General features: G+C 47.5%; 12 protein-coding genes, 9 tRNA genes, 3 rRNA genes and 1 other RNA gene. 6 read left to right on the top strand and 19 right to left on the bottom strand.

All coding sequences use genetic code 11. The features are described from left to right. The first annotated feature begins 8 nt into the window (after window positions 1–8). Window positions 9–1,238, top strand: coding sequence for an aminopeptidase (locus B2M23_RS14430; protein WP_038354232.1), 1,230 nt, complete (start codon window positions 9–11; stop codon window positions 1,236–1,238). Window positions 1,239–1,759: 521 nt separating this feature from the next. Here B2M23_RS14430 and B2M23_RS14425 read toward each other — a convergent pair. The 12 genes from B2M23_RS14425 to B2M23_RS14370 form a co-directional block, all read right to left on the bottom strand. Next, a tRNA-Lys gene (locus B2M23_RS14425) sits at window positions 1,760–1,835 on the bottom strand. Window positions 1,836–1,843: 8 nt separating this feature from the next. Beyond that, window positions 1,844–1,928 (bottom strand) — tRNA-Tyr (locus B2M23_RS14420). Window positions 1,929–1,938: 10 nt separating this feature from the next. Next, window positions 1,939–2,014 (bottom strand) — tRNA-Thr (locus B2M23_RS14415). Between the two features lie 277 nt (window positions 2,015–2,291). Continuing rightward, window positions 2,292–2,368 (bottom strand) — tRNA-Asp (locus tag B2M23_RS14410). An 18-nt stretch (window positions 2,369–2,386) separates the two neighbouring features. Further along, a tRNA-Glu gene (locus B2M23_RS14405) sits at window positions 2,387–2,461 on the bottom strand. 68 nt (window positions 2,462–2,529) lie between these two features. Then, a tRNA-Asn gene (locus B2M23_RS14400) sits at window positions 2,530–2,604 on the bottom strand. 9 nt (window positions 2,605–2,613) lie between these two features. After that, window positions 2,614–2,730, bottom strand: a 5S ribosomal RNA gene (gene rrf / locus B2M23_RS14395). Between the two features lie 77 nt (window positions 2,731–2,807). Next, window positions 2,808–5,671: ribosomal RNA gene (locus B2M23_RS14390) — 23S ribosomal RNA — on the bottom strand. Between the two features lie 173 nt (window positions 5,672–5,844). Beyond that, window positions 5,845–5,921 (bottom strand) — tRNA-Ile (locus B2M23_RS14385). Between the two features lie 17 nt (window positions 5,922–5,938). Further along, window positions 5,939–6,014, bottom strand: a tRNA-Ala gene (locus B2M23_RS14380). A 22-nt stretch (window positions 6,015–6,036) separates the two neighbouring features. Beyond that, window positions 6,037–6,112, bottom strand: a tRNA-Ala gene (locus B2M23_RS14375). A 70-nt stretch (window positions 6,113–6,182) separates the two neighbouring features. Then, a 16S ribosomal RNA gene (locus B2M23_RS14370) occupies window positions 6,183–7,705 on the bottom strand. The 16S, 23S and 5S rRNA genes sit together here with 9 tRNA genes alongside, the layout of an rRNA operon. Before the next feature lie 449 nt (window positions 7,706–8,154). On the opposite strand from B2M23_RS14370, the gene B2M23_RS14365 reads away from it, so the two are divergent. The 4 genes from B2M23_RS14365 (at window position 8,155) to ssrA (ending at window position 12,030) form a co-directional block, all read left to right on the top strand. Continuing rightward, window positions 8,155–8,790, top strand: a complete 636-nt coding sequence (locus tag B2M23_RS14365) for a flavodoxin family protein (protein ID WP_038350620.1) — start codon at window positions 8,155–8,157, stop codon at window positions 8,788–8,790. Window positions 8,791–8,912: 122 nt separating this feature from the next. Then, window positions 8,913–11,066: a ribonuclease R gene (gene rnr / locus B2M23_RS14360; RefSeq protein WP_038350621.1), complete on the top strand. Its 2,154-nt coding sequence runs from the start codon at window positions 8,913–8,915 to the stop codon at window positions 11,064–11,066. Between the two features lie 89 nt (window positions 11,067–11,155). Then, window positions 11,156–11,614 carry an SsrA-binding protein SmpB gene (smpB, locus tag B2M23_RS14355; protein WP_038350622.1) on the top strand — a complete coding sequence of 153 codons (459 nt, stop codon included), beginning with the start codon at window positions 11,156–11,158 and terminating at the stop codon, window positions 11,612–11,614. A gap of 19 nt (window positions 11,615–11,633) precedes the next feature. Continuing rightward, window positions 11,634–12,030, top strand: a transfer-messenger RNA (tmRNA) gene (gene ssrA, locus B2M23_RS14350). A gap of 17 nt (window positions 12,031–12,047) precedes the next feature. On the opposite strand, the gene B2M23_RS14345 is transcribed toward ssrA, so the two are convergent. The 6 genes from B2M23_RS14345 to B2M23_RS14320 form a co-directional block, all read right to left on the bottom strand. Next, window positions 12,048–12,296: a hypothetical protein gene (locus B2M23_RS14345; RefSeq protein ID WP_152025453.1), complete on the bottom strand. Its 249-nt coding sequence runs from the start codon at window positions 12,294–12,296 to the stop codon at window positions 12,048–12,050. Between the two features lie 226 nt (window positions 12,297–12,522). Then, a complete protein-coding gene (locus B2M23_RS14340; protein WP_038350624.1) occupies window positions 12,523–14,883 on the bottom strand; it encodes an InlB B-repeat-containing protein in 2,361 nt (786 codons plus the stop codon). Then, window positions 14,877–16,370 (bottom strand): GLUG motif-containing protein, encoded by a 1,494-nt coding sequence (locus tag B2M23_RS14335; protein WP_038350625.1) that lies wholly within the window; start codon window positions 16,368–16,370, stop codon window positions 14,877–14,879. Before B2M23_RS14335 ends, B2M23_RS14340 begins: the two co-directional genes overlap by 7 nt. A gap of 147 nt (window positions 16,371–16,517) precedes the next feature. Then, complete coding sequence (locus B2M23_RS14330) at window positions 16,518–17,312, bottom strand: hypothetical protein (RefSeq protein WP_038350626.1); 795 nt, start codon at window positions 17,310–17,312, stop codon at window positions 16,518–16,520. Between the two features lie 33 nt (window positions 17,313–17,345). Further along, a complete protein-coding gene (locus tag B2M23_RS14325) occupies window positions 17,346–18,140 on the bottom strand; it encodes a hypothetical protein (RefSeq protein ID WP_038350627.1) in 795 nt (264 codons plus the stop codon). 996 nt (window positions 18,141–19,136) lie between these two features. Continuing rightward, a complete protein-coding gene (locus B2M23_RS14320) occupies window positions 19,137–19,343 on the bottom strand; it encodes a hypothetical protein (RefSeq protein WP_038350628.1) in 207 nt (68 codons plus the stop codon). A gap of 258 nt (window positions 19,344–19,601) precedes the next feature. Between B2M23_RS14320 and B2M23_RS14315 the strand changes: the two genes are divergently transcribed. Then, window positions 19,602–20,018, top strand: a complete 417-nt coding sequence (locus B2M23_RS14315) for a YjdF family protein (protein ID WP_038350629.1) — start codon at window positions 19,602–19,604, stop codon at window positions 20,016–20,018. 86 nt (window positions 20,019–20,104) lie between these two features. On the opposite strand, the gene xylB is transcribed toward B2M23_RS14315, so the two are convergent. Beyond that, a complete protein-coding gene (gene xylB / locus B2M23_RS14310; protein WP_038350630.1) occupies window positions 20,105–21,610 on the bottom strand; it encodes a xylulokinase in 1,506 nt (501 codons plus the stop codon). Between the last annotated feature and the right edge of the window lie 112 nt (window positions 21,611–21,722).

Genomic DNA, 21,722 nt, shown 5'->3' with positions numbered 1-21,722 from the left:
AGATAATCATGCAGAAAGAAAATTTACAAAAGCTGGCTAAACTGGCTGTCCGCATCGGCGTCAACATTCAAAAGGACCAGAACCTGGTCGTCAATTCCCCCATCGAGTGCAGCGAGTTCGCCAGAGCCCTGGCCGAAGAGGCCTACAAAGCCGGCGCCAGAGACGTCAGCATCAATTACAGCGACGAAAAATTCAGCAAAATCCGCTATACCCACGCCGATCTCGACGTGTTTAAGGAAGTGCCCGACTGGTTCGTGGCCAAGCAGAACGACGCCGTCGAAAAAGGCTCAGCCCTCATCTCCGTCTACGCCGACGATCCCGACCTCCTGAAAGACGTTGACCCCGAAAAGATCAAAACCGCCTCAGCCGCTATCCAGAGCGCCACCGAAGCCTACCACATGGCCATGATGAATAATGAGTGCCGCTGGTGCGTAGTCTCCGTGCCCACAGTCGGCTGGGCCGCCAAGGTATTCCCCGGCGTCGAACCCGAAACCGCTGTCGATATGCTCTGGGAGTCTATCTTCAAAGCCACCCGGGCCGACCAGGATGACCCCATTGCTGCCTGGCACCAGTTCAATAAAAGCTTTGAGGATAAAACCCGCTTCCTCAACCACAGCCAGTTTGTCAAATTCATCTATAAAAACAGCCTGGGTACCGACATTGAAGTCGGCATGCCCGAAAACCATATCTGGGCCGGCGGCAGCGAAAAAGCCGCAGACGGCGTCGAGTTCTTCCCCAATATCCCAACCGAGGAAGTGTTCTCCGCCCCGCATAAGGACAAGGTCAACGGCACCCTGGTCAGCTCCCATCCACTCGTCTATAACGGCCAGCTCATCGACAACTTCTCGCTGACCTTTAAAGACGGCAAGGTCGTAAGCTACCAGGCCGAAACCGGCGAAGAAGCCCTCAAAAACCTCGTCGAAGCCAGCGAAGGCTCCAACTACCTGGGTGAGATCTCCTTCGTTCCCTACCACTCTCCCATTTCCGATATGGATATCCTGTTCGACAATACCCTGTTCGACGAAAACGCCTCCTGCCACTTCGCTCTGGGCGCCGCCTACCCCACCTGCGTCAAGGACGGCTCCAGCATGAGCGTGGACGAGCTCAAAGAAGCAGGGCTCAACTACTCCACCACCCACGTCGATTTCATGGTCGGCACCGAAGACCTCAGCATCACCGGCATCCAGGCCGACGGCACACAGGTCCCGATCTTTGTAAACGGCGACTGGGCCATCTAGCCCATACTATCAAAAAGAACCTTTGGCAGATCCAGCCAAAGGTTCTTTTTAAATGGAATAAGGCGACATGCCAAAACGACACACCATCCTGCGCACTCAGCCCCAACGCAATTTTTCACCAAATCCTTGTGAGATGACACGCCAAAACAGCGCGCCATGTCCCCTTCTCAGCATTCAAGCCGCCTGGGTTGTTCTTTAAATAAAAAAAAGCAACTGCTTTCACAGCTGCTTAGAGTATCAAAAAGCTTTAGAAGACGGAGCCCTTTACCTAAGGAGGAAAAAAGTGTCCTGCGGGTGCCGCCTTCACACGCGTTTCTTCTTCACTAAAGTAGAAGATTTATCTCTCCAGTGGCCGGCTCCTTCAGCAATACGAGTCGATTCCCGGCCGTCTGCCGCAACGCCTGGACCTTTATTCTTATCTGGATAAAGGGTGCAGTCTCCCTCTCTTAGCGTTCAAGCCGCCTAAGTTATTCTTTAAATAAAAAAAGCAACTGTTTTCACAGCTGCCATATCTTCTAAAATGGTGACCCATGGGCGACTTGAACGCCCGACACCCTGATTAAAAGTCAGATGCTCTACCAACTGAGCTAATGGGTCATAAAAAGTGGTGGGGAGAGATGGATTCGAACCATCGTAGACTCAGTCAACGGATTTACAGTCCGCCCCCTTTAGCCACTCGGGCATCTCCCCAAAATAAAAATGGAGCTGATGATAGGACTTGAACCTACAACCTGCTGATTACAAATCAGCTGCTCTGCCAATTGAGCCACATCAGCTTAATGATAAACCTATTAAATTCCAATTCGAACAGCTGCTGCTCCCGGCCATCTGCCTGACTAAGCGATTCACGCCAAATCACAGATTTGGGTTCTCTGCTTATGCCAATTGAGCCACATCAGCTTAATGATAAACCTATTAAATTCCAATTCGAACAGTTGCTACTCCCGGCCATCTGCCTGACTAAACGATTCACGCCAAATCACAGATTTGGGTTCTCTGCTTATGCCAATTGAGCCACATCAGCTTAAATAATATCAGATATTAAGATAAAAATGGCGACCTGGAAGAGACTCGAACTCTCGACCTCCAGCGTGACAGGCTGGCATTCTAACCAACTGAACTACCAGGCCGCATGGTGTTATTAAAAATGGTGACCCCTGGGGGATTCGAACCCCCGTAACCGCCGTGAAAGGGCGGTGTCTTAACCGCTTGACCAAGGGGCCAAATGTCTTTGGCTTAAAAAGACGGATATGGAAAAGTTCCTGCTTATCCATATCCGTTTGTCTTCAAATGGCTCCCCAGGTAGGATTCGAACCTACAGCCTATCGGTTAACAGCCGAGTGCTCCACCGTTGAGCTACTGAGGATTATTTAAGACCCCGCGATGTCCTATCCTCCCAGGCAGTTGCCCACCAAGTACTTTCAGCGCTGAAGGACTTTACTTCTGTGTTCGGTATGTAAACAGGTGTTTCCCCTTCGCCATCATCACGAGATCAATCTTGCGTTTTTATTCGGTTGTTTTGGTCACTCAAAACAACATAAAGGAAAAGAGTTTTCAAAATGTCTTGATGGGATCAAGACCTCGGCCGATTAGTACTGGTCAGCTCCATACATTGCTGCACTTCCACCTCCAGCCTATCTACCTGGTCGTCTTCCAGAGGCCTTACTTCTTTCGAATGAGATATCTTATCTTAAGGGGGGCTTCGTGCTTAGATGCCTTCAGCACTTATCCCTTCCAAACTTAGCTACCCAGCGATGCTCCTGGCGGAACAACTGGTGCACCAGCGGTTTGTCCATTCCGGTCCTCTCGTACTAGGAACAGCTCCTTTCAAATATCTTACGCCCACGACGGATAGGGACCGAACTGTCTCACGACGTTCTGAACCCAGCTCGCGTGCCTCTTTAATGGGCGAACAGCCCAACCCTTGGGACCTGCTTCAGCCCCAGGATGAGACGAGCCGACATCGAGGTGCCAAACCTCCCCGTCGATGTGGACTCTTGGGGGAGATAAGCCTGTTATCCCCGAGGTAGCTTTTATCCGTTGAGCGATGGCCCTTCCACTCGGAACCACCGGATCACTAAGCCCGACTTTCGTCTCTGCTCGAGATGTCTCTCTCGCAGTCAATCACCCTTCTGCCTTTGCACTCTTACAGATGGTTTCCAACCATCCTGAGGGTAACTTTGGGCGCCTCCGATACTTTTTAGGAGGCGACCGCCCCAGTCAAACTGCCCATCTGACACTGTCCGCTTGCCGGATTACGGCAACGCGTTAGAATTCCAATATAACAAGAGTGGTATCCCAACAATGGCTCGGCACACACTGGCGTGCATGCTTCTCTGCCTCCCACCTATCCTGTACATGTTATATCAAAACTCAATGCCAGACTACAGTAAAGCTCTACGGGGTCTTTCCGTCCTGTCGCGGGTAACTCGCATCTTCACGAGTACTACAATTTCACCGGGTGTGTTGTCGAGACAGCGCTCAAATCGTTACGCCTTTCGTGCGGGTCAGAACTTACCTGACAAGGAATTTCGCTACCTTAGGACCGTTATAGTTACGGCCGCCGTTTACTGGGGCTTAAGTTCGCACCTTCGCTTACGCTAAGCACTCCCCTTAACCTTCCAGCACCGGGCAGGCGTCAGCCCCTATACGTCATCTTTCGATTTAGCAGAGACCTGTGTTTTTGCTAAACAGTCGCTTGAGCCTCTTCTCTGCGGCCCCCGAAGGGGCACTCCTTCTCCCGAAGTTACGGAGTCATTTTGCCGAGTTCCTTAACAACACTTCTCCCGCTCATCTTAGGATTCTCTCCTCGCCTACCTGTGTCGGTTTACGGTACGGGTACCTCTTTGCTCGATAGAAGCTTTTCTTGACAGCGTGAAATCGGCGACTTCCCTACTTATTTTTCGTTCCGCATCACAGCTTGACCTTATGCAATGGGGGATTTGCCTCCCGCTGCAGTCTCACTGCTTGCCCCGGCTCTTCCAACGGCCGGGTTCGCTTATCCTTCTGTGTCACTCCATTTCTCAAACGCATTGAGGTAGTACTGGAATTTCAACCAGTTGTCCATCGCCTACGTCTTTTGACCTCGGCTTAGGCCCCGACTAACCCTGAGCGGACGAGCCTTCCTCAGGAAACCTTGGGCTTTCGATGGTGAAGATTCTCACTTCACTTTCGCTACTCATGCCAACATTCTCTCTTCTCTTAAGTCCACCATCCCTTACGAAATGGCTTCGCCCCTAAGAGATTGCTCCCCTACCACTGTACCTTATGGTACAATCCATCGCTTCGGTGCCTGATTTTAGCCCCGTTCATTTTCGGCGCACCACCACTCGACCAGTGAGCTATTACGCACTCTTTAAATGTATGGCTGCTTCTAAGCCAACATCCTGGTTGTTTGTGCAGTGACACATCCTTTCCCACTTAATCAGTACTTGGGGACCTTAGCGGATGGTCTGGGCTGTTTCCCTTTTGACAATGAAACTTATCTCCCACTGTCTGACTGCCCTGTTAAAATGCACGGCATTCGGAGTTTGATATGGTTCGGTAAGCTTGACGCCCCCTACCCAATTCAGTGCTCTACCTCCGTCATTCATCACAGAACGCTAGCCCTAAAGCTATTTCGGGGAGAACCAGCTATCTCCGTGTTCGATTGGAATTTCACCCCTATCCACAACTCATCCAAGCCTTTTTCAACAGACACTGGTTCGGGCCTCCACTTGGTTTTACCCAAGCTTCACCCTGGTCATGGATAGATCACACGGTTTCGGGTCTACAGCATGCAACTAAGGCGCCCTATTCAGACTCGCTTTCGCTTCGGCTCCGCACCTGAAGTGCTTAACCTCGCTACATACCGTAACTCGTTGGCCCGTTCTACAAAAAGCACACTGTCACTTGCGCTCCAGCTGCTTGTAAGCACAGGGTTTCAGTTTCTATTTCACTCCCCTCCCGGGGTTCTTTTCACCTTTCCCTCACGGTACTTTCCGCTATCGGTCACTGGGTAGTATTTAGCCTTGGGGGGTGGGCCCCCCATCTTCCCACAGGGTTTCACGTGTCCCGTGGTACTCCTCGAATCTCCTCATCTCGGCTTTTCGCATACGCGCGTCTTACGCTCTTTGCGGGGCCTTCCCATGCCCTTCTGCTAAACGGAAATGATTGATGGATTCTGGGCTCTTCCTCGTTCGCTCGCCGCTACTTAAGGAATCGATGTTTCTTTCTTTTCCTCCGGGTACTAAGATGTTTCAGTTCCCCGGGTTCCCTCCGTTAAGCTATGGATTCACTTAACGGTGACGGCCCTTCTGACCGCCGGGTTTCCCCATTCGGACACCCACGTCTCAACGGATATGTGCTCCTAAACGTGGCTTTTCGCAGCTTGTCGCGTCCTTCTTCGGCTCCCAGTGCCAAGGCATTCACCCTGTGCTCTTTGTTTCTTGATCTCCACGAATGCTTTCGCATTTCGTTTTGTTTTTCTTTTGTTCTCTTTCTGAGCTCAAAAGAATGTTGTTTTTGAAATTGCATTTATTAAGAAGTTTTTTACTTTGTTTAATATTTGCTCTTTACTCTTTTTTCTTTATGTTGTTTTCAATGACCAATGTATGATGTTTAATCATGGTGGGCTTGGGAGGACTTGAACCTCCGACCTCACGCTTATCAGGCGTGCGCTCTAACCACCTGAGCTACAAGCCCATATTTTATTATCAATATGGTGGAGACGAGGAGACTCGAACTCCTGACCTTCTGCATGCGAAGCAGACGCTCTCCCAACTGAGCCACGCCCCCGCAATTGCTTTTTATGATAAGATGGTGGAGATGAGGAGATTCGAACTCCTGACCCCCTGCTTGCAAGGCAGGTGCTCTCCCAACTGAGCTACACCCCCAGATTATCATTTTTGTGTATGACTTTGGGTCATACAAAAGAAAATAGTACCATGACTTCCTGTTCCCTAGAAAGGAGGTGATCCAGCCGCACCTTCCGATACGGCTACCTTGTTACGACTTCACCCCAATTACTAGCCCCACCTTCGACTGCTGAGTCCTTGCGGTTCTCTCACAGGCTTCGGGTGTTGCCAACTCTCGTGGTGTGACGGGCGGTGTGTACAAGACCCGGGAACGCATTCACCGCGGCATTCTGATCCGCGATTACTAGCAACTCCAACTTCATGCAGGCGAGTTGCAGCCTGCAATCCGAACTGGGATCTGTTTTAAGGGATTTGCTTCACCTCGCGGCTTCGCGGCCCTCTGTTCAGACCATTGTAGCACGTGTGTAGCCCAGGTCATAAGGGGCATGATGATTTGACGTCGTCCCCACCTTCCTCCGTATTGTCTACGGCAGTCCCTCTAGAGTGCCCAACTTAATGCTGGCAACTAAAGGCAGGGGTTGCGCTCGTTGCGGGACTTAACCCAACATCTCACGACACGAGCTGACGACAACCATGCACCACCTGTCTCTCTGTTCCCGAAGGAAACTTCCTATCTCTAGGCTCGTCAGAGGATGTCAAGACCTGGTAAGGTTCTTCGCGTTGCTTCGAATTAAACCACATGCTCCGCTGCTTGTGCGGGTCCCCGTCAATTCCTTTGAGTTTCAACCTTGCGGTCGTACTCCCCAGGCGGAATGCTTATTGTGTTAACTGCGGCACTGAGTTTCCCCAACACCTAGCATTCATCGTTTACGGCGTGGACTACCAGGGTATCTAATCCTGTTCGCTCCCCACGCTTTCGCACCTCAGCGTCAGTATTTGTCCAGCAAGCCGCCTTCGCCGCTGGTGTTCCTCCTAATATCTACGCATTTCACCGCTACACTAGGAATTCCACTTGCCTCTCCAATACTCAAGTCTACCAGTTTCCAATGCACTTCACCGGTTGAGCCGGTACCTTTCACATCAGACTTAATAGACCGCCTACGCGCCCTTTACGCCCAGTCATTCCGGACAACGCTTGTCCCCTACGTATTACCGCGGCTGCTGGCACGTAGTTAGCCGGGACTTCCTCATTGGGTACCGTCATTCTTCTTCCCCAATAACAGAGCTTTACGATCCGAAAACCTTCTTCACTCACGCGGTATTGCTGCGTCAGGGTTGCCCCCATTGCGCAATATTCCCCACTGCTGCCTCCCGTAGGAGTCTGGACCGTGTCTCAGTTCCAGTGTGACCGTTCGCCCTCTCAGACCGGTTACCCATCGTCGCCTTGGTGGGCTGTTATCTCACCAACTAGCTAATGGGACGCGGGTCCATCCTATGGCACCGGAGTTTTCATGATCTTGCCATGCGACAAAACCATAATATAAGGCTTTACTCCCAGTTTCCCGAGGCTATTCCTTTCCATAGGGCAGGTTACCCACGCGTTACTCACCCGTTCGCCACTTTCCAGTTCTAATGTCACCCGAAGGATCCATCAAAACCTTCTCGTTCGACTTGCATGTGTTAAGCATACCGCCAGCGTTCGTCCTGAGCCAGGATCAAACTCTCAATAAATAGTTTTATCGTTTAGCCTTTCGGCTTCTTGATCTGGTTCATTTGATGATTTTTTGAAGTGTTCATCGCACTTGCGTTTTTATCCTTTGCTGATTCTCATCAGCTGGAATTTCAGGTTTTATGGTACTATTCTCTTTTCTATGACCCTTACAGCTCTGCGCTGTAATCGTTGTTTCCTCTTGCGAGAGAACTTCTATATTTTAGCATCTTGTTTTTTCTCTGTCAAGTTCTTTTTGAACTTTTTTAAAAAAACTTTTTGCTAAGTGGTGATTTCTCACTCACTTGCCACCTCACTTGCGACAGCTTCATTATTATACGACGATGCTTTAGGAATGTCAATACCTTTTCTGAAATTTTTTACATTTTTTTATCATTGTTTTTAAAAGGCTTCTCTGCTATATTGTTCTTTAAGGAATACCTACATTATATAAGGGAGAAGGAGTATTGTTATGAAGGTTTTATCGGTTGTTGGTTCTCCTCGCAAGGACGGGAACACCGCCCAGGTCGTTGAGTACCTCTCAAATAATCTGGAGGGTGTCGATCAGGAACTTATTTATCTGAGCGACTACGAACTGCACCCTTGCCTTGGCTGTATGCGCTGTGTCCATACAAACCGCTGTGTACAGCAGGACGGCTGGGATCATATCCAGTCCTGTCTTATGGAGGCAGATGTCCTGATTCTTGGCTTTCCCACCTATTACGCGTTTTCTCTGGGCTTTAACGCCATGACTCATGTTTTTCTGGAGCGCTGGTTTGCTCTGCGCCACCTGGGCGTCAAGCTTAAGCTTAAGAAAATTATTTGTGTGGTTTCCTCCGGTACCAGTCCAGAGGTTGCCCAAAAGGGCCTGACCGACTTTTTCGTCAACTACCACCGTCTGCCGGCGCCGGAGTTTTTAAATGTTCAAACCCCCATCGCCTGTATGACCTGTGGTGTGGGTGATGTCTGCGAAATGAGCGGACTTGCGCTGATGGCGCAGGACGGCATAATCTACACGCCGGATATGAAGCCCGATTTATCCAAGCAGCCCGAGGTTTTTGAAAAAGCCGCCCAGATCGCTGCATCCATCTCTGCGTTAAAGGATTGATCCTCTAACCGCTGTTTTCTTCTGAGAGCAGCGGTTAATTTTATGTAATTGATTGAGTTTAAGACTTTACTCTGTTAGAATGAACCTATAAAGGTTATATATTATACAGAAAATGAGGCATTATGAAAACAAAAGACTTAAAAAAGATGGTGAAGTCCGTAATCGAAAGCTCCAGATACAGGCCGATGCGCTTTAAGGATCTGGCATACCTTTTGGATCTTCACAATAAAAAAGATAAACAGATGCTGAACAACCTGCTGACCGAGATGGTGCGGAAGGGCAAAATCGCCTGCGACCATCAGGAACGCTATGTCAACATCAAGGACGAAAAAAGAATTACCGGAATCCTCCAGGGGCACTCTAGAGGCTTTGGCTTTGTGACCCCGGACGATGAGAGCATGGATCAGGACATTTTTATTGCCCCCAGCTCCTTAAACGGCGCTCTGGACATGGACCGCGTGGAGGTGCGCCTCCTCACAGCCGCAAAGGACCGCCGGGCGGAAGGCGAAATTGTCAAAGTGCTGGAGCGCGGCCGTAGCAAGCTGGTCGGCCGTTTCGAGCAGCACAAAAACTTTGGCTTTGTCATCCCGGATAACGACAAGCTCAACAAAGATATCTTTATTCCCGAACGCTATATGTACGGCGCCCACACCAATGACAAGGTTGTCGTAAGCGTAACGGTCTGGCCCGAAGGCGGCCAAAATCCCGAGGGCCGTATCGTGGAGGTACTCGGAAACGCCGACGACCCGAGGATTGACGTTCTGTCCATCTTCAGAGAATTTGACGTGCCCATGGAATTTTCCGAGGAGACTCTCCGGGACGCCAATATGCTGAGTGACACAGTCACACCCGAAATGTTAAAAGACCGCGTTGACCTGAGAGGCGAGACGATCTTTACCATTGACGGCGACGACGCCAAGGATTTTGACGATGCCGTCTCTCTGAATATGAACGAAAAGGGCCATTATGTGCTGGGCGTTCATATCGCAGATGTCAGCAACTATATCACCGAGCGGGGCGCCATTGACCTGGAGGCCTACGAGCGCGGCACCAGCATTTATGCCATCGACCAGGTAATCCCGATGCTCCCCTTCAATCTTTCTAACAATGTGTGCAGCCTCAAGCCAGACGTGGACCGTCTGACCATGAGCTGTATCATGGAGATTGACAGCAAGGGCAACATCCTGAGCTACGATATTTTTAAATCCGTAATTCACTCGGCTGCCCGCATGACCTACCGCCAGGTAAACCGGCTGCTGGACGGCGCCCACGATGAAGATACCGCGGCCCTTGAGCCCTTTGAGCGCACGCTCTTTCAAATGGAGGCGCTGATGTCCGTACTCTACAATGAACGCCGGATCCGCCGGGGCGCAGTCGATTTTGATTTTCCAGAGCCCAAAATCACGCTGGACAAAAAGGGTTACCCCTGTGAGATTGTCGCCCTGGAACGCGGAATCTCCGAACGGATCATCGAGGAGTTTATGCTGGCTGCCAACGAAACAGTCGCTGCCCATATCGAAAAGACCGGCCTGCCCTTTATCTTCCGCAACCACCCCGAGCCCGATCCCGAAAAGCTCACAGCTTTCCGCACCTTTATCGGACGCTTTGGCTTCAGCCTCGGTGAAGAGGACACGCCAGTGACGGGGAAGGATTTCCAGAGGCTTCAAAAGGATATTGAAGATTCCTCCGAGGAAAACGTCATTACCCGTCTGATGCTGCGGACCATGCAGCAGGCCGTTTACGAAGGCAGCTGTAAGGGGCACTACGCCCTGGGCGCCGGCTATTATACCCATTTCACCTCGCCGATCCGCCGTTATCCCGACCTGGCTGTCCACCGGACCCTTTCCAAGGTCATGGCGCACACAGTCAACCCCAAGGAGGTAAAATTCCTGAAGGGCCATATTGACGAGATGGCAAAGCATTGCTCTGAACGGGAACGCCGGGCAGACGATATTGAGCGTGAGGTGGACAAGATCAAAATGGTTGAGTATATGTCAAGGCATATCGGCGAAACCTTCTCAGGCCAGATCAGCGGTGTGACCTCCTTTGGCTTTTTTGTAGAGCTTCCCAATACCATCGAAGGCTTGGTTCGTCTCCAGAGTCTGAAGGACGACTACTATTATTACGACGAGGAAATGCACCAGCAAATAGGCGAACGCTTTGGAAAAATTTACAAGCTGGGGCAGGATGTCACCGTCAAACTCATTCACGCCGACATCAACAACCGGCAGATCGATTTTGAAATTGCCCAGACACCAAAGCAGGGACGGCCATAAGCCGCCCCTGTCCCACAAATTTACCCCTTGATTAATCGCTTTGGTTCTGGTATAATAAAATACTATCTGAAAGAAAGGAAATGGGTGCTATGGCCGATTCAGTCAAAGTCATTGCCAAGAACAAAAAAGCCCGGCACGATTACTTCATCGAAGAAACCTATGAATGCGGAATCGTCCTTGCCGGAACCGAGGTTAAATCCCTCCGCCAGGGCAAGGCCAGCCTGAAGGAAAGCCATGCCGACATCAAAGACGGCGAAGTTTATGTTTATCAAATGAACATTACCCCTTACGAGCACGGGAACATTTATAACAAAGACCCCATGCGTCCGAGAAAGCTGCTCTTACATAAACAGCAGATCCGCAAGCTTATTGGGCTTAAGCAGCGCGAGGGTTATACCCTGGTGCCTTTGTCCCTGTATTTTAAAAACGGGCGGGTTAAGCTTGAGCTGGCACTGGCTAAGGGGAAAAAACTCTATGACAAACGGCACACCATCGCAGAGCGGGACGCTAACCGGCGTATCCAGAAAAATCTGCGGCATAGCGTTTAGCTTTCAGAGATACCTAAATGGGGACGTAAAGGTTTCGACGGGGATGTTGAAGCTTGAGTAGCGAGCCGATGCGCTGATCATCGTTAAAAGTGGCACTTAAATATAAACGCAAAAGAAAACAGAAGTTACGGTATGGCTTTAGCTGCTTAATTGCAGTCTAAACCCGTATTAAGACTTACCGCAGCATAATAATTGCTGCACGCTCCTCCATTTAACCTGCGATTTGGAGATCAGCGTTCATAACAGCAGGGAACCGTTTGAGGAAGGGCCTCGGTCCGCAAACGCATAAGAGGCTAGTTCTACAGGACCTTTGTCATTGGAGATCCCGCAGGGCGAACGTTAATCAATGACTGCGCTCGGAGAAGCTCCTGTGAATGCATTTTCGGACGTGGGTTCGACTCCCACCGTCTCCACCATTCATAGAACCGCCAGTTTAAGCCATTTTAGGATGGTTTAAACTGTTTTTTTTTAACTTTTCTAACTTGATTTTATTGGTATTTATAACTTGTCCATCGCCATTAATGAGTGCTGCGGTCTTATCTGGAATTTCTTTTGGCGAAAAGGCAGGCCCTCCCTCTCTGTTTCTTGCATTGATCATCAGTGAACAGTACGTATGCCTTGAATCATATAAACGGATCTTTCTAAATCCATTCTTGACCAGCTTACGCTGTAATTTTGCCATTCTATCTAAAAAAAGACGATATCTATATTTCGCACAAAAATTGCATATCACTCTGACGAAGTCATTACGATAAATCCTCATAGAATACTTCTGCGGTGGGGCAGAAAACTTTTTACACCCATATAGCTAAAAAAGGGGCAATGGTTCCTTGCCCCTAAATTTATTATAAACTGAACGAATGGTACTTATCGTAAAAATTCTCTATCAGTAACTTAAAAAACCATTCTTACTCAAATACCGCTGTAAAGCTTACTTCCTTAGTAACCGTAAACTCATAACGTGCGTCTGTAGATATAGGCTCATCACCTTGATACCATCCGATAAAGCGTTTCCCTTCAAAAGGCAGCGCTACCATTTGAACTGTTGCTCCTTCACAGTACGTTCCAGTTCCAAAGGCAAGCCCCTTGTCCTCCATATTACTTGTGACGGTAACATTATAGAGAGCTTCACGAGCGGCGTCTCCTGTTACTTCCAATGATGGTGTCAGTATACTCTCAGCCTTTTCTAACGCATACGGGACACTTGAGCCATCCTTTGTATTTGCCACGTCTTCGCTGGAAAATTCAGGAACGATACCTTCTAAGCGATCGCCCGAGGCAACAGGGATATCATAATAGTTGACCATCTTTGCATAGGAAGCGGTATCGCCGTTATATTCTCTGACAGCATAGTTTACTGTCTCTTCTCCCTTTGCATCTACCTTTACGTCATAAGTCGCGTCTGCCGGCAGATAGATACTTTTTTCTGTCCCCGCATCAACTGAAGCCACAATCGTACTGTCCGCAATTTCCGCAGGTTCATTGTCCGTAATCTGAGCCACCAAAGCGCCGCCTGCATCGTAGACACTGACATCCGCATCGCCGCTGATACTCGCAATTCTATAAGTATTGATATAGGTTTCCGGTGTGCCGTCATAATTTGGATCATGTAATTGCAGCCATGCAAAGTACAACTCTGGATAATGGGGTTTTGCCAATAGATTCATATTCGCGAAGAATGTCATTATGTCACTTCCCCCGGATGTAAGCAGGCTATCGAATCCTGCTCTTAAGATAAGACCAAAAGTATCCGAGAGCACTTCTCGACTAATATTAATTCCTTCTTTCTCAAGAGCATCCAGACTGGAATCAAGGAGCAAATCAACTGCTTGATTTATTTTATCTGTCGTAGAAGTACCTGGCGTATTCAGAATGATATTTATAACTTCTTGAATGTTTTCTTCAAGGACTGTATTAAGGCACGCAGGAATCGTTGTTTGCCACAATTCACGCTCTTCCGGATCTCCCAAGGCTCTTCCCCCGAGGTCGCTTACCGTTGCCTGATATTTTTGAACATAGATTCCCCGGTTTCCGATGCTGTCAGCAACCAGATCCATCAATTGATCTAAAAATTTTGACATCGCAATATCCGAATTCTTGATCAAATAATTCTCGCCTGTATCCGGGTTTTCAGCCGTACCAATCGATAGCTTTTTACCCTGGAAATCATTCAGTGCATAGCCACCCGTTGTTGTTTTTAATAATTCTTTTGCCCAATCGGTATGCAACTTATCGAGCTTTCCGTACATCTCTGTGAAAATCGCGCCATTACTTGTTGTCAGTCGATCCGGGATTACCTTTTCGTCAACACCGTATCGGGTAAAGTCCCATGCGGATGGGGCAACCTTTGGCACAAAATCATTGGGGTTAACAACGTTATGAATATTGGCATAAGATCGGTTTTCGGATTCGCTCTCATTCGCGAGCGCGCCCATTGGCGGTGTTAAACAGTAGGCATATAGATCCTCATTACTATAATTGATCCCTGCAATGGATAAATCTGTGGTCAATTTACCGGCCAGCAAATTGGTAACCGCTGCGGCCCGGCTGTATCCGGTGAGCCAGAACATAACGTCCTCTTCATGGAAGCTTTGGTCACTGCGGTGCGCATTAATGTAATTAGTGAGCCAGCCGTAAGCTTTATCCCTGGCGTCTGCAAATCCCTGATGCTCGCCGGCTGCCCCGACCATGAAATTTCCACTCCACTCGACACCATAATTACCCCCTCTGCCGATCTGGGCGATTAGTGTCTTTTTCTTACCATTGATGGTGATCTCCTTATGGCCAGTGATGACACCAAAGGAATTCTCGGTCGGTTTTATCTTGTAATCGGTATTGGCTTCAATGTCAGTAAAGCCGATATCGGTTAACAACTTTTCAGCGTTTTTATATTTTTCTGAATACTTTGAATTATCATCGGTAATAGATCTTGACGCGTCGGCATTGCTGTTGAATCCGGACATCACCATACACATTGACATGGTTGCCAGACTTGGATTATAAAGACTCGCCTTTTGTTCAAAATAGACATCACTGTAGTGGTATGTCTGTGGGTAATCCTTCTTTATGTCTGGAGAACCTTCTTCCCTTGCTCCCGCATAATTAAAGGTTCCTGTCTGAAAGTCCCCTGGGCCTTGTGGCGCGGTGATGAAGTACTCTACGCCCTCAATGACGGGATAACCATTATTTCTCTGATAATCATCGTATATAAACGGGCTGCCGATGATTCCTATAAAATCAGGATCTTGCATATAATCCTTATTCACCATGACTGGTGTGCCACCATAGGGATACGCCGCATCTGCACGAATGGCGACCGAACAAGAATCGTACCGGCAGTAAGTTGAATTTCTTCCCACTGTCCCATGGTCTCGAGCAGGCAGGTTATGCCAGCGTTTCTTCCTCCACTGATTTGGCCTGCGTTATAGTTCTTCAGTGAACCTCCGGTTATCACTCCCCCTAAACCACTGGCCCAATAGCCTGAGACATCACCGGTATTATAGGAATTCGTTATAATGTATATATCTCTAGCCAATCCGCTGATAAAGCTATCCTGATCGTTTGAGTTTAAAGTGACACTCCCATGATTCGCACATCTGGTAAGCGTGCCGTTCGGCGCCCGGCCAACAATCCCACCTGCGTTACTTCCTACTGTATCCGTGGAACCAATTTTGCCGATGTTAAAGCTGTCCTTTATCAATTTATCGCCTTCAAGCTTCCCGGCAATACCGCCAATAAAGGCACTGTCAGGGGTTGCATTGCCAATGGTTCCAATATTGGTACAATTGGAAACACGCCCTTCTGCATAGCCGACAATACCGCCGATATAACCGACTGTACTATTATTAACAACGCCGTCAAAATAGCACTGTTCAATGACTGCATTCACACCACTATATCCGACAATGCCTCCGGTGTATCTTCGACCGGTGACCTCGGATTCTTTTACGGTTACCTTTTCGATCATTCCTGAATCAAAATATCCAAATAATCCGGCATCACCTTCATATCCCGGATCTTGTGTTGAAAAAAGCGAAAAATTTTCTGGCGCTTCATTTTGTTTTGCCACTTTAGATTCCACTGAAATAACCGATTCTTCCATCGCTGCTCTGATCGCGCCACTGTCTTCAGTGCTGACACTATCGGCACTCGTATCTTCCTCAGGCGCCTCCGCTGCTTCTGCGGGATCCGTTTCCTCCACCGCCTGTGTTTCCTCTGAGGCGGCTGTTTCTTCCTGAGCTGCGGCCTCTTTAGCGATTACGCTCTCTACTTCTGCCTTTATGGCCGCAGCCTCTTGCTCCAACGCTTCTGTCACTGGATCATACAGGACTTCAACGCCCTGAGAACGTCTTGTATCATCCAATGAATTGGTCTCGCTACGGGCACTTCTGCTCACATTTTGAATATATCCAACCTTCATATTGGAGATACTGTGTCCATTCCCATTAAAATTACCTGTAAATGGAAAATCCGCATTACCGATCGGCACCCAGCTTTGTACAGCTAAATCAATATTTTCTGTGAGTTGATAACTACGGTTAACTTCGTTACCATTGTTCACCTCTTGAGCCATCCGCGCCAGCTGCGCTCCGTTGGCAATTAAATAAGGATCTTCCGGGGAACCGCTTCCCCCATTATAAGCACTTGCGATGGATTCGTCCCATGCGATGCTGCTGCTTTCCGCATTGACCGGCGTCGCCGGAAACTGCATCGCTACCAAAACAAAAACCATCAATAAAGAAACTAACTTTTTCATTACTTACTCCTCCTAATACTTTGAGGCAGTGTTAAATTTATGACGTTCCTTCGCTGATACACTCCCTTACGCGCCAATAACCGTCACAATTACTTTGATTTTTCACCCCCTTTTCATTGACGCCTTTAATCCTTCTTACTTTAGGATTTATTCTAATGCATTAAATATCTCAAGCGTGAGATCGGGCTTGTTGTATATGCCGTCATTTGCGATGAATAGCATATCTAAACTAATACTTTCGAATTTCATTGCCGCCTCTTCCATTTGCTGATTCAACTCCTTCAAAGAGCAATCAACATACACATTCAAACAGGGATAAGCATCGAACCAAAAATATTTTCTACTGATATCCATGATGTCCGACGAAAAGGGATCCTTTGTGTTCAAGAACAATCGATTATAGACACTTCTCGCATCAGCGCCGGATTTACTGTCAATCGGCTTGAGTTCTTTTTCGTTATAGAGTGGTCTATTTTCCCTTACATAAAGGTGGACACTGGTTCCTTTATAACGATCTCCAAAAACATTGCTTGCATATGTCTTTGCTTCCTCAAATTTTCCAATGACTTCTATCTCTTTTTCTAAGGTTGTGCTATAAGTACTGGAGGCCTTGCTGTCGCTACTGTGAAATACAAAAAAGTTCAGGTCAAATTTGGGCGAATAGCCCAGATAACAGGTTTCGGTCCTGGCCGGGGCATTCATATAGAAATAGGATCCATCAATACCTCCAATCTTTTCTTTATACGGTTCGACGTGGTTCTCTTTTAAAAATTCTATTTCATAATAATCCTTACCATAGTTTCTCTCCAGATAGGCTAAGGCGCCCTCGACGCTGGCCGGCTCTACCTGCTTTTGTTTTTTGCATCCGGGTAAAAACACCGTTGCCAGGCTGATTAGAATACAGATTAAAAGCCAACTTCCTTTTTTTATTTGTTTTTTCATGGCTCATTTCCTTCATCCTTTCTACTTCAAGACTTACTTTAACGCATTAAACATCTCAAGTGTGAGATAAGGTCTATTGTAGATGCCGTCATTTGCGATGAAGAGTATGTGTGTACTAATATTTTCAAAATTAGTCCTTTCCTCTTTCATCAGCGCATTCAACTCCTTCAAAGAGCAATCAACGGAAATATTTAAATAAGGAAAAGTAGCAAATCTAAAAGACTTTCTACTGATATACATAATGTTGGATGAAAAAGGATCTTCTATATCCAAAAACAACCGATTGTAGGCACTTCTGGCATCAATATCGGGGTTACTATAAACAGGTATAAGTTCTTTTACACCATAAAGTGGTAAATTTTCTCCTAAATAAAGATGGACACTGGTTCCCTTATAGCGCTCTCCAAAAACCTCTTTTGCGTATGACTTGGCTTTTTCAAATTTTTCAATTTCTTCTACTTCTTCTCCTAAGGTTATGTTATAGGTGCTGGGGGCCTCACTGTCGCTACTGTGAAACACGAAAAAGTTCAGGTCAAATTTGGGCGAATAGCCCAGATAGCAGGTCTCAGTTCGTGCCGGAGCGTCCCCGTAGATGCAGGACCCATCAATGCAGAACAGCGCCTCTCTATAAGGTTCAACATGATTCTCTTTTAAAAATTCTATTTCATAATAATCTTTACCGTAGTTGCTCTCAAGATAGGCTAAGGCGCCTTCGACGCTGGCAGGCTCTACTTGCTTTTGTTTTTTGCATCCGGATGAAAGCACCATTGCCAGGCTGACTAGAATACAGATTAAAAGCCAGCTTCTTTTTTTTATTTGTTTTTTCATGGCCCATTCCCCCTGTTTTTACCTTGCTCTTAATCGTTTGCTAAATAATATCTTCATCTGAATTTTATAAAGCAAAATGCGATAATTCCAAAAAATAATAAATTAAATCGGACGGCTACGGTAGGATGACAAAGAAAAACCTCATCATTCAAACTGAGTGCTGAAGGCGGTAAATTTTGAAAGGAGTTTCCTGATCTAACTAGCCCAGATCCGGTCCACGCATATGGGCTATTCGTATGATAATACCTGTATCCAATCCCTTTCATTCACTGATTAGAAAACGAATCGCTTAACCGTACTTTAATATTCAAAATGATCGGCAGGTTTATCAGCTTTGTTCAGAGTATAATAAAGATTTTATGATACTGTCAGAATTTATAGTCATTGTCACCAGACATCTCCTGACACGTTCGAAAAACTGTATGAGAGAGAAGTATTTGCCCTGCTGCTTAGATAGCTGAATCAATCATTTTAGTTTATGCACAATATTTTATATGATTTATATTGTGTAACACTTCTAATATTATTAGAACACGTTTTCAATATCTTTTCAAGGGTAAAAATTATCACCAAAAAGATATTTCGTGATAAAAAAAGAAAATATACTTTATTATTACTGATTACGACAGGTTTTTACTATTAGCGTATAAAATTATTACCAAAAATCTATCTATATTAAAAATGTTTACAGCAATAAAAAGCAGCTTGGAAAATTTTTTCTTCAAGCTGTTTCTTCGGTTTGCGTTTGAGCCGTTTTTAATATCTCATTACGATTTTTCTTGTCTAGTTCAGAAAATCATTTATTTTTTTAGGCCGTTCTTTTTTGCCAGGTCTTTACTGTTTCAAATCTGAAAAATTGGTATAGCTCGTCCAGTTCTTTCAACTCATCATACTACCCCACTACGCTATCTCGCCTGCTGGTATCCTGATTTGCTCGGACATGCCATGACGGCCATAATCCAAAAGCTGCAACATGGCTTTTTTCCAGCTAATATTTTAGAGCCAGGCGACAAACTGGACAATCCCGCCGCCGATATTCGTATAATGATAATGCCATTTTCTGCCATCGAGGGTAATTTCAAGGCTTTCGATTCCCTTAACTAAAACATGCTTCGGGCGGTAATCCAGCTCAAGCCCTACCGCTTGCGCATAGTCGTGGATGCTGATTTGATTAACAAAGGCGATTTGATCATCACTATACATTGGAGCTCCTTTCCAATAAAAAAATATCTTATAAACACAATTTGACACCATTCTACAACAATCATAATAATAACCTATAACTTTTACTGATTTAAAAATCGATAAAAATAATTTGACGATTTATCCTATCTCCGTTATCATTAAACTACAAAGAAAAAAACACAGTCCGGTTGGTAGTCCGGGCGCGGCGACGCCGTCAGTAACCTGCCTCCTTGGTTGTCCGTTCTTTGGTGATTTTACTTAAAGGAGGACATCAGTATGGTCACTATTTCAAGCAGCTTAACGGTATTTTTTGAGGAACCCTTTTGGGTGGGTGTTTATGAGCGCCAGTCCGGAAGCCGGCTGGAGGTCTGCAAGATCACCTTTGGCGCAGAGCCTAAGGACTATGAAGTCTATGACTTTTTGCTCAGGAATGACCACCGGCTGCGGTTCAGCCCTTCTGTCGTTCAGACGGCGGAGAGCCGGAAGCTGAACCCGAAGCGGATGCAGCGTGCCATTAAAAAGCAGCTCCAGAGCCAGGGGGTGGGCACCAAGGCCCAGCAGGCCCTGAAAGCCCAGCATGAACAGCAAAAGGTACTGCACAAAAGACGAAGCCGCGAAGAAAAAGAACGCCAGAAGCTTGAGCATTTTGAGCAAAAGCAGCTGAAGAAAAAAGAAAAACACCGGGGGCACTAGCCTCCGGTGTTTGGCCCCGGCCGGAAAACAACAGAAAAAAGGTGACGGATGATTTCCGTCACCTTTTTTAATACAAGTATATGCTCTTAAAAGTTCAAAATCTCTGCAAAATTGTCTTTTAACTGCGGGTAAAGCTTGTCAAAGGCCGTGTAGACTGTATCATATTTATCACGCAGAGCCGGGTTTGGCGCATAGTTTTCTGCGCGCATGGCGATGATTTTGTCACAGGCATCCTGAACGGTTGGGTACATACCTGTTCCAACAGCGGCCAGAATGGCGGCGCCGAGAGCGGCGGCGTTTTCGGAGTTCATATCCGGCAGGCAGACAGGCATGCCATAAATATCGGCCATGAGCTGACGCCAGAACGGGCTCTTGGAGCCGCCGCCGCACATACGCATGATGGCTGGTTCAATGCCAGATTCCCGGATGGCGGTAAGAACATCACGCAGGGCATAGGTGATGCCTTCCATGACCGCGCGGGTAATGTCCGCTTTGGTGTGGGTTGCTGACAGGCCCACAAAGCCAGCACGGCACTGCAGGTCAAAATGCGGTGACTGTTCGCCTGTGAGGTAAGGCATATAGATGAGATTGTTGGCTCCTGGCTTGGAGGACATGGCGTCGCGGTTGATTTTATCATATTCCAGATCGTCAGAATAGAACAGGTTGCGGTACCATTTTAAGGAGTTACCGGCAGAGTTGACTGAGCCCATGAAATGCCAGGCGTCCGGTACCGCCATACAGAAAGTGTAAACACGGGCTTTTTTATCCATCATGGGTTCATCGGCGTAGGCAAAAACCGTTCCGGATGTCCCAATGGTGGTCATGGCGCGGCCGGTAGCCACAACGCCTGTCCCGACAGCGCCGGCTGCGTTATCCCCTGCGCCGCCGACCACAACAGTTTTTTCAGAAAGCCCCAGAAGTCCAGCGACTTCTTTGGTCAGGGTGCCGGTAACATCCGGTGATTCGTAGACCTTGCCCAGAACAGATTCCTTAATTTCGAGGGCATCCAGAATATACTGTGACCAGCAGCGGTTGCGCACATCCAGAAGCTGCATGGCGGAAGCGTCTGAAACCTCGGTGGCATACTCGCCAGTCAGGCGGTAGCGCAGGTAATCCTTCGGCAAAAGAATATGGGCGGTTTTTTTGTAGATTTCCGGCTCGTTTTCCTTGACCCACTGGATCTTGGCGGCTGTCAGGCCTGGACGAACAGGGTTGCAGTTGATTTCCATCATCTTTTCATCGGTAACAATTCTGCGGACAGACTCGCAGGATTCTGTGGTACGGGCGTCATTCCAAAGGATCGCGCGGCGCAGCGGCTTTCCTGCCGCGTCCAGCATGACCGCGCCCATCATCTGGCCGGACATCCCGATCCCCTTGATGGCGTCTCTCGGGACACCGGATTCGTCAATGACATAACGCATGGTGGCAATGGCTGCTGTGTACCAGTCCTCCGGGTCCTGTTCGGACCAGCCGTTATTTGGCTGGTATACCGGGTATTCCTGCGCCATCTGCGCGATTTCCTTCCCGTTCTGATCAAACAATACGGTTTTGACGCTGCCGGTCCCCAAATCCAATCCAATTAAATATTCCATAGTATTACCTCCCTCAGTGTAATGATATACATGGTATTTTGAATACGATCGTCAAAAGATTAACGATTACAAGGCCTCTATAATAAATGGAGAATTCTAAATTCTCCATTAT

The sequence above is a fragment of the Eubacterium limosum genome, assembly GCF_000807675.2.
Lineage (GTDB): Bacteria > Bacillota > Clostridia > Eubacteriales > Eubacteriaceae > Eubacterium > Eubacterium limosum.
Note: the sequence above shows the minus strand (reverse complement) of the source record. Positions and strands in the feature narration are given on the sequence as shown.

Excerpts from the sequence above, each read along its gene's own strand:
- xylB (WP_038350630.1), bottom strand. The coding sequence starts at position 21,610 with ATGGAATATTTAATTGGATTGGATTTGGGGACCGGCAGCGTCAAAACC.
- B2M23_RS14365 (WP_038350620.1), top strand. The coding sequence starts at position 8,155 with ATGAAGGTTTTATCGGTTGTTGGTTCTCCTCGCAAGGACGGGAACACC.
- smpB (WP_038350622.1), top strand. The coding sequence starts at position 11,156 with ATGGCCGATTCAGTCAAAGTCATTGCCAAGAACAAAAAAGCCCGGCAC.
- B2M23_RS14330 (WP_038350626.1), bottom strand. The coding sequence starts at position 17,312 with ATGAAAAAACAAATAAAAAAAGGAAGTTGGCTTTTAATCTGTATTCTA.
- rnr (WP_038350621.1), top strand. The coding sequence starts at position 8,913 with ATGAAAACAAAAGACTTAAAAAAGATGGTGAAGTCCGTAATCGAAAGC.
- B2M23_RS14430 (WP_038354232.1), top strand. The coding sequence starts at position 9 with ATGCAGAAAGAAAATTTACAAAAGCTGGCTAAACTGGCTGTCCGCATC.
- B2M23_RS14315 (WP_038350629.1), top strand. The coding sequence starts at position 19,602 with ATGGTCACTATTTCAAGCAGCTTAACGGTATTTTTTGAGGAACCCTTT.
- B2M23_RS14335 (WP_038350625.1), bottom strand. The coding sequence starts at position 16,370 with ATGAAAAAGTTAGTTTCTTTATTGATGGTTTTTGTTTTGGTAGCGATG.
- B2M23_RS14325 (WP_038350627.1), bottom strand. The coding sequence starts at position 18,140 with ATGAAAAAACAAATAAAAAAAAGAAGCTGGCTTTTAATCTGTATTCTA.
- B2M23_RS14340 (WP_038350624.1), bottom strand. The coding sequence starts at position 14,883 with ATGGTGAATAAGGATTATATGCAAGATCCTGATTTTATAGGAATCATC.
- B2M23_RS14320 (WP_038350628.1), bottom strand. The coding sequence starts at position 19,343 with ATGTATAGTGATGATCAAATCGCCTTTGTTAATCAAATCAGCATCCAC.
- B2M23_RS14345 (WP_152025453.1), bottom strand. The coding sequence starts at position 12,296 with ATGGCAAAATTACAGCGTAAGCTGGTCAAGAATGGATTTAGAAAGATC.